Below are 6,413 nucleotides of genomic sequence, written 5' to 3'. Positions count from 1 at the left end.
ACGTTGCCAGGCCTCCTTGGCAGTCTCAGCACTCTGTTCGAGTTGGATAACGGTCGCTTCCAATTTATCAGTTCCTTCCAGTCCTTTCTCGCGGGCATTCTTGAGCGCATCGCGTGCTTTTTTCAGTTTGGTACGGGCAATGGAGGCGGCTGTTTTCAGCTTTTTAAGTTCGGCTTCTGGGTCAGGTTGTGTGGCACCAATTATGTCAGCATCAGCTTTCTTGCGTGCCTGCTCAAGAGCCGCTGCTTCAGCACGTTCTTTGCGACGCAGTTCCTTCTCTTCAACTTCACGTGCAAGGCGTGCCTGGCGGGCTTCAAAGCGCTCACGAGCCTGTGCCGCTTTGAGTTGCTCGGCTTGCTCATTGCGTATTTCAGATTTGGCAAAACGATAATGCTGCACCAGAGGAATATTGCTGGGGCAGACATAGGCACAAGCACCACACTCTATACAATCGAACAGGTTGTGGTGACGTGCTTTGTCGAACTCCCGGCCTTTGGCAAACCAGTAAAGTTGTTGTGGCAGCAATGAAGCCGGGCAAACCTGTTCACACATACCACAACGAATGCAGGGTTGTGCCGGTGGTGTCGGTGGCATCTCTTCACGTGTGGCGGCAATGATGCAGTTAGTGGTCTTGATCACCGGTATACGGTCATCCTCAACCGAAATGCCCATCATCGGGCCACCCATAACCAAGCGGAACAGGCGTGAGCGGTCCACCTCGGCGGATTCCAGCAGGGTGGAGAAAGGTGTGCCGATCAATACTTCATAATTTTGGCGGTGGCCCAGCGCAAAGCCTGTCAGGGTGACAATCCGGGAAATCAGCGGTTCACCTAGCTCTACTGCGCGATATACAGCGGCGGCTGTACCTACGTTCTGACACACTATGCCGATATCAGCCGGTATGGAACCACTGGGTATTTCGACATCAGTGAGCAACTGAATCAGCTGTTTTTCACCACCAGAAGGGTAGCGGGTCGGGACCACCATCAAATCAATTGGCAGTTTACGTTTGCGAATCGCTTCACGCAGCGCTTTGATGGCGTTGGGCTTGTTATCTTCAATACCGATCAGGGTATGGCTGGGTTCCAGTATATGCGCAATGATTTCGATACCAGACAGGATTTCATCCGGACGTTCACGCATCAATGCATCATCGGCGGTGATATAAGGCTCACACTCGGCGGCATTAATGATCAGGGTGTTAACGATATGGTCCTGACCCAGGTTCAGCTTGATATCGGTTGGGAAGCCCGCTCCGCCAAGCCCGGCAATACCGGATTCGCGAATATGCCGGATCAGGGTTTTTTTACTGACGCTGTGATAGTCCGGTAATAGTTCGCGTTCGATCCAGCGATCCTCGCCATCGGTTTCTATGACGATACAGGGTGATTCCAGCCCGGAGGCATGGGGCACAGGCTGCAGCCCGATATAGGCGATGGTTCCAGAACTGGGCGCGTGAATAGCGGCACTGATATGGCCACTGGCTCAGCAATTTTCTGACCCTTGAGAACCATCTGCCCGACTTCAACCAGCGGTATCGCGGCTTTGCCGATATGCTGTTGCAGTGGCAGTATCAGACGCGAAGGCAGTGGCGCCTGGCGGATCGGCGCACCCAGCGACTGGCGCTTGTTTTCCGGTGGATGTACCCCACCATGAAAGCTGTAAACCCGGCTCATTGTGAACCTCCCTGCAGCAAATGCCCCCGGCCACGGTCGGTGAGAATCAGGTTGGGATCAGACACGGGAGCGGGCCATTTCCAGTTGGCTGGTGTAACAGGTAACGGCAGCATATCAATACAATCTACAGGGCAGGGTTCAACACAGAGATCACAGCCGGTGCATTCGCTGACGATGACGGTGTGCATCTGTTTTGCTGCACCGAGAATGGCATCTACAGGACAGGCCTGAATGCACTTGGTGCAGCCGATGCACTCATCTTCACGAATGTAGGCAACGGTTTTGGCTTGTTCTTCGCCATGTTCAGCATCCAGCGGGATCACTTCGCGGTCCAGCAGCTAGCCAGGGATTCAATGGTGCTCTGGCCACCGGGTGGACATTTATTAATGGCATCGCCGCTGGATATGGCTTCGGCATAAGGCGACAGCCAGGATAACCACACTGACCGCACTGAGTTTGTGGCAACAACGCATCGATCTGATCGACGATCGGATCGCCCTCGACACGAAAGCGTACCGAGGCATACCCCAGAATCACTCCGAAGACACTGGCCAGGGCCAATAGAATTAAGACGGCTGTCAGAACAATTGTCATGCAACGACTTCCCTCAAACCCTGACCAGACCAGTAAAGCCCATAAAGGCCAGTGACATCAGCCCGGCAGTTACCATGCCGATAGCGGCCCCACGAAAAGTAACGGTACATCAGCAACGGCAATACGTTCACGCAGGGCAGAGAAAAGCACCAGGGCCATGGAAAAGCCCACCGCAGCACCGAAACCATAGGCAATGGATTCGAGGAAGTTGTTCTGCTTTTGAATGTTTAACAGAGCCACACCCAGCACCGCGCAGTTGGTGGTGATGAGCGGCAGGTAAATACCCAGCAGTTTGTGCAGCAGTGGGCTGGTTTTGTGTACCACCATTTCGGTGAACTGCACGACCACAGCAATCACCAGAATAAAGGCGATGGTGCGCAGCCAGGTAATATCGAACGGCAGCAACAAGTAGCGGTAGACCAGGTAGCTACACACCGACGCCAGCGTCAGTACAAAGGTTGTGGCGAGCGACATACCCATAGCGGTTTCCAGTTTATTGGAAACTCCCATAAACGGGCAAAGCCCCAGAAATTGCACCAGAACAAAGTTGTTCACCAGTACGGTGCTTATCAGGATAAGAAGAAATTCATTCATACTCTTGGTCAGCGTGTCCTGAATCAACGAGCGAAGAAGGTGCCGGTTTGGCTATTCTGTTATGTTAACGGATTCAGCCCCTGCGGGTACAGATGCAGATCATTGATCCAGCGCAACTCTACCACACTTCAATAGCAGTTCAGGGGCTAAATTTCTTTTACCTTCAAACATATAAGCTCAAGCCTATATGTTTATATGTGGCTAATATATGTTTGGCCAGCAGAGCGGCTAGAGTCGTTCTAGCAATCCTGTTACCAGTTGACTGATATCATTCGTGCTGCCATCCAGATCAATAATCTGAGTCTCACTGAGTTTGGAGGCTGTATTGGTGATCAGTATGACCCCTTTGCTGAGCAGCCAGTTGATCAGTGCTGCATTTGCGTCAGGCGGCGTTTGTGCAGACTCAGCATCCAGTACAAAGGCCACTTTACCTTGGTCAAACAGCGCTTTTTCCAGCGTATAGAGCAGTTGATGGCGTAGCTCCAGGGTGCCGCCCTGGACTTGAATGCAGCTGGCTTTTTGTCCGAAGCGTTGCTCCCAGAGCGTCGTGTTCAGCAGGCTGTCGGAGGTTGGTTTCAATCTGTCCTGGGTCTGTTCCGGTGGCAGTATCATCCCCGCTGCAACCGTACGGTTGCTAAACCTGTCTACCAGAATGAACGCGCCCGTTCCTTTATGTAAGCGATAGTTATCCGCAACCACCGCGCGCTCCAGTGATAGATCGACCTTGGCGATTTCATTAAGTTCCAGAGAACCTGCCGGAATATGCTCCAGGGTGTTCACATCTATACGGTGGTGAATACGGCTTATCCGCCCGGTCTGGCGGCTGGTTGCCAGCTTGATCTCATAATCGCGTGCTGGATTAAGGGGTTGTTCGTCCATCCACACCAGGTGTGCGCTGAATTGCTGGCGTGGCTCTGGTGTTGCCTCGGCATGCACCAGCAGGTCACCACGGGAAATATCAATTTCATCATCCAGAGTCAGCGTTACCGCCATAGGGGCAAAGGCTCTGTCCAGTTCGCCGTCCCAGGTGACAATGGACTTGACCCGACTTTGCTTGCCGGAGGGCAGCACCTTAACCGCATCACCAACCTGGACGACCCCGGAGGTCAGGGTGCCACAATAGCCGCGAAAGTTCAGGTTAGGGCGGTTTACGTACTGAACCGGGAAGCGTAACTCATCAAAATTATGATCCTGGGCGATCTCAATGGCTTCCAGCAGGGCCATCAGTGGTTCACCCTTATGCCAGGGCATATGTGCTGATGGGTTAACGACATTATCACCATTTAGCGCAGATATAGGCGCAAACTGAATATCCGGCAGGTTCAGGTCTTTGGCGAATTCCAGGTAGTCGGCTTTGATCTGATTGAAGCGTTCCTCGCTGTACTCCACCAGATCCATTTTATTGATCGCCACCAGGGTGTGGCGAATACCCAGCAGGGATACGATAAAACTATGGCGGCGGGTTTGCACCTGCACCCCATGGCGGGCATCGATGAGGATGATGGCCAGATCACAGGTGGACGCACCCGTAGCCATGTTGCGCGTATATTGCTCATGTCCAGGGGTGTCGGCGATGATGAACTTGCGCTTGGCCGTAGAGAAATAGCGGTAGGCCACATCTATGGTGATGCCTTGTTCACGCTCTGCCTGCAGACCGTCGACCAGTAGCGCCAGATCCACTGTGTCACCGGTGGTGCCAACTTTTTTACTGTCATGGGTAATAGCAGCGAGTTGATCTTCATAGATCATTTTCGAATCGTGTAACAGTCGTCCGATCAGGGTGGATTTACCATCATCGACACTGCCGCAGGTGAGCAGGCGCAGCAGTTCTTTATTCTCATGCTGGTGCAGATAGGTCTTGATATCGTTGGCGATAAGTTCGCTCTGGTGGCTCATGTTGTTTTCCTCTCGGCGGCTGTGTTCAGAAATAACCTTCCATCTTCTTTTGCTCCATGGAGCCGGCACCATCATGGTCGATGGCGCGCCCCTGGCGCTCAGAAGTGGTAGTCAACAGCATTTCCTGAATAATCTCTTCGAGGCTATCGGCCTCGGATTCTACGGCGCCGGTTAGCGGATAGCAGCCGAGTGTACGAAAACGTACTGATTTCATCACCGGGGTTTCTTCGGGGCGTAGTGGCATGCGCTCATCATCCACCATGATCAGCATGCCGTCGCGGTCGACAACCGGGCGTACCGCTGAGTAGTAGAGTGGTACGATATCGATGTTTTCCAGATAGATGTACTGCCAGATATCCAGTTCTGTCCAGTTAGACAGAGGAAACACCCGAATACTCTCGTCTTTATCGACCCGGGTGTTGAAAATATTCCACAGCTCAGGACGCTGGTTTTTGGGGTCCCAACGATGATTTTTATCGCGAAAGGAAAAGATACGTTCCTTGGCGCGCGACTTTTCTTCGTCACGACGGGCGCCACCGAATGCAGCATCAAACTTATACTGATTCAATGCCTGTTTGAGCCCCTGGGTTTTCATGATATCCGTGTGCTTTTTTGAACCATGCTCAAACGGGCTGATTCCCATATCAACGCCTTCCTGGTTGATGTGTACGATCAGATCCATACCGGCTTCTTTGGCCATATTGTCACGAAAGCGGATCATCTCCTGGAATTTCCAGGTGGTGTCTACATGCAGCAAGGGAAAGGGTGGGTTACCTGGGAAGAAAGCTTTCCGGGCCAGATGCAGCATCACGGAGGAGTCTTTGCCAATGGAGTAGAGCATTACCGGGTTATCAAACTCGGCGGCTACTTCACGAATAATATGAATGCTTTCCGCTTCAAGCTGTTTCAGGTGTGTTAATCGGTTTTCAGGTAAGGCTGGCATAGCAAAGTCTTCCGTCAGCAATCGGTCTACGGGATGTTGTACGGACGATTATGAAGTATTCCACATAAAATAAAAAAGAATATATATGAATTTTTATAGACTTATATGGAATATGAGATGGGGTGTCGGCCAAAACTTTCTTGAAGTGCAGACTCAGGCGAGGTTCAGCAACTGCATAAGTTGGGGCTGCGAACGGGCTGTCACCAGATCAGCCAGGGTATAACGATCCAGACTCTGGTAAAAGGCCTGCTGCGCTTCAGCCAGGATACCTTTGAGCTGGCAAGCCGGTGTAATTAAACACTGATTATCGTAACTGAAGCATTCAACCAGTGGTTTGTCCTGTTCGATTTCCCGAATCAACTGGCCCAGGTTAATTTCATTGGCTGGACCCTTAAGCCGTAATCCGCCATTCTTACCCCGTTGAGCACAGAGATAGCCGCGCTGATTGAGTGTCTGTACCACTTTCATCAGATGGTTACGGGAAATATTGTAGCACGCCGCAATTTCGGCAATGGTGCATTGCTCCGGGGCCTTGGTTGCGGCGTAGATAAGCACACGCAGGGCGTAATCGGTAAAACTGGTGATATGCATGGATAACCTGAATCAGCCGGGGCGCCCGTCAGCACGCGAGCGGCTCAGTATGGGCCAATAGATTACTACAAAGAGTGCAAAGGCGGTAATCCAAAAGAGCGCAGAGAGCAAAACACCCA

General features: G+C 52.0%; 5 protein-coding genes and 2 pseudogenes. All 7 read right to left on the bottom strand.

Annotation, left to right across the window (positions count from 1 at the left end; translation table 11 throughout):
• The coding region (gene rsxC, locus LH51_RS12640; protein ID WP_327124957.1) for an electron transport complex subunit RsxC at positions 1-1,428 on the bottom strand (1,428 nt) is incomplete at its 3' end.
• Entirely contained in the window at positions 1,371-1,676 is a 306-nt protein-coding gene (locus tag LH51_RS22785) for a hypothetical protein (RefSeq protein WP_052063753.1), read from the bottom strand. The genes LH51_RS22785 and rsxC, both read right to left, overlap by 58 nt.
• A pseudogene (gene rsxB, locus LH51_RS12635) lies at positions 1,673-2,270 on the bottom strand (electron transport complex subunit RsxB). Before rsxB ends, LH51_RS22785 begins: the two are co-directional and overlap by 4 nt.
• A 13-nt stretch (positions 2,271-2,283) precedes the next feature.
• Positions 2,284-2,864: pseudogene (rsxA, locus tag LH51_RS12630) on the bottom strand (electron transport complex subunit RsxA).
• A gap of 228 nt (positions 2,865-3,092) precedes the next feature.
• Positions 3,093-4,760 carry a sulfate adenylyltransferase subunit CysN gene (gene cysN / locus LH51_RS12625; RefSeq protein ID WP_036522613.1) on the bottom strand — a complete coding sequence of 556 codons (1,668 nt, stop codon included), beginning with the start codon at positions 4,758-4,760 and terminating at the stop codon, positions 3,093-3,095.
• Positions 4,761-4,785: 25 nt separating this feature from the next.
• Entirely contained in the window at positions 4,786-5,703 is a 918-nt protein-coding gene (gene cysD / locus LH51_RS12620) for a sulfate adenylyltransferase subunit CysD (protein ID WP_036522611.1), read from the bottom strand.
• Positions 5,704-5,856: 153 nt separating this feature from the next.
• Entirely contained in the window at positions 5,857-6,294 is a 438-nt protein-coding gene (locus tag LH51_RS12615; protein ID WP_036522609.1) for an Rrf2 family transcriptional regulator, read from the bottom strand.
• Positions 6,295-6,413 lie beyond the last annotated feature (119 nt).

The sequence above is a fragment of the Nitrincola sp. A-D6 genome (assembly GCF_000764495.1).
Taxonomy (GTDB): domain Bacteria; phylum Pseudomonadota; class Gammaproteobacteria; order Pseudomonadales; family Balneatricaceae; genus Nitrincola.
The sequence above is the reverse complement of the archived record's forward strand: the minus strand, read 5'-3'. Positions and strand labels throughout refer to the sequence as shown.

Bases quoted from the DNA above. Each gene is read 5' to 3' on its own strand.
- LH51_RS22785 (WP_052063753.1), bottom strand. From the start codon at position 1,676: ATGAGCCGGGTTTACAGCTTTCATGGTGGGGTACATCCACCGGAAAAC.
- cysN (WP_036522613.1), bottom strand. From the start codon at position 4,760: ATGAGCCACCAGAGCGAACTTATCGCCAACGATATCAAGACCTATCTG.
- cysD (WP_036522611.1), bottom strand. From the start codon at position 5,703: ATGCCAGCCTTACCTGAAAACCGATTAACACACCTGAAACAGCTTGAA.
- LH51_RS12615 (WP_036522609.1), bottom strand. From the start codon at position 6,294: ATGCATATCACCAGTTTTACCGATTACGCCCTGCGTGTGCTTATCTAC.